Below are 1,712 nucleotides of genomic sequence, written 5' to 3' on the forward strand. Positions count from 1 at the left end.
AAAGCGGACATTTCTATGTAGCCAAAAGCGGACATTTCAATCTAGCCACTACAACCAATGTCATACCCGGATTCAGATGTCGTAGCGCCAGCTAAATACAGATGTCGCATGTTTCATCCGCTTTCTCGTCATTCAGCATTGAAGCGCCGAGCCTGAAGCAGCAGGGCGCTTACGCTCACCCGCGGGCCTTCGCAGACCGCCGCTCAGTTCCTGCGTTTGATGTGACCTCCAGAATCGCCGTCTCCATGTCAGCCGCCGTGAACCGGCGCGGTTTCTTGGTGCCGGGTTGCGCTTCGTTCTCCCGCACCGGAAGCCCTCGATGCGTTCGCGACGGCGCGGTCCCGATCCGCCGGCTGTCGCGCTGCGCTTGAAACGCTTGCGCCACTTGCAGCGCGTGACTCAGGCGCTTGTGGTCCACGATGGCGCCTTGATCGACTTCGGCCAGCCGGTCATACGACTGAGCTGCCAATATCTGACCGGCTGCTCGGATTTCGATCCGACCATCCGGGTACTCCCACACCTCGACGTCGCGATGGATCCACGCTCGATTCCCCGGCGTATCGTCCAGCAGGTACAGCACCCGGTCGTACTGCACCGTCAACGCCTTCGTCACCCGGCGTGTCTCACGCCAGGTCAGCAGTAGGTCCAGATCCTCGTCGGATCGCAGCGGCCGGTGCGCATCAAAGCCGCTGCGTGGCGGCTTCGCGAAGCGCTCGTTATACGTGGCGATGAAGGAGGGCGCATAAGCATTGGCATCCGCTACCGTGCTAATCCCGCGCAATCGTAGCTCCTTGACCAGTCGGTCCTGCAACGTCAGATGTGCTCGCTCGACACGGCCCTTGGCGGAGCTGCTGTTCGCGCAGAACGTGTCGATGTTCAGTTCGTACATCGCGCGGCCGAAGTGCGTGACGCTCTGGCCTGTCTTACCGGCGCTCGTATTGCGGAACACGCTGTACTTGTCGCTGCAGAACGCTACCGGCTTGCCATGGCGCTCCAGATACGTCCGCGTGGCCTCGAAGTAGCTGAAGGTCGATTCGGTCTGAGTGAAGTGCAGCATCATCAGCCGGCTCGTCGCGTCGTCGACGTACACCAGCAGCGTGCAGGCCGGCGCCCGTTCCTCGAACCATCGATGATCGCTGCCGTCGATCTGGATCAGTTCGCCCAGACACGCCCGGCGTGCTCGCGGCTGATACACCTTCGGTGGTCGTTGCCGGCGCGGGATCCAGAGCCCAGCGTCCGTCATCAGCTTCCTGACCGTTTCCTTGGCCAACCGAATGCCGTGGCATTCCCATAGCTTCTCGCAAGCCAGCGTCGGCCCGAAATCGGCGTAGCGCTCACGGATAACGGTCAGGGCACGTAACGCCAGCCCGTCGTCGAGCTTGCGGTTGCCCGGTCGGCCACGACGGCCCGAAGCTACGCCGTCGGGCCCACGCTCGCGATACCGGATAACCAGCCGTTCCACCTGGCGCACGCTCAGGCCCAGCCGTTCGGCTGCACGGCCTGGCTTCAAACCCGTGTCTACCACAGCCTGGATCACCTTGAGTCGATCAAGCTCTCGCATCGTCAGTGTCACCAATCCGGCTGGCTGCATGGTCGGCTCCCGTGCTTGCTCAACGAGCCGTCCAGCATGCCAGCAGTCAAAAACACGACATCTGTAAATAGCCAGAACACGACATTAGGATATGGCTGCTACAACCAAATCCGGTGATAAT

Annotated in this window: 1 protein-coding gene; it reads right to left on the reverse strand. The window is 61.4% G+C overall.

Annotation, left to right across the window (positions count from 1 at the left end):
- Window positions 1-175: 175 nt before the first annotated feature.
- Entirely contained in the window at window positions 176-1,591 is a 1,416-nt protein-coding gene (locus CFB46_RS34920) for an ISNCY family transposase (protein ID WP_089500200.1), read from the reverse strand.
- Between the last annotated feature and the right edge of the window lie 121 nt (window positions 1,592-1,712).

Source organism: Burkholderia sp. HI2761 (assembly GCF_002223355.1).
Lineage (GTDB): Bacteria > Pseudomonadota > Gammaproteobacteria > Burkholderiales > Burkholderiaceae > Burkholderia.

Excerpts from the sequence above, each read along its gene's own strand:
- CFB46_RS34920 (WP_089500200.1), bottom strand. The coding sequence starts at position 1,591 with ATGCAGCCAGCCGGATTGGTGACACTGACGATGCGAGAGCTTGATCGA.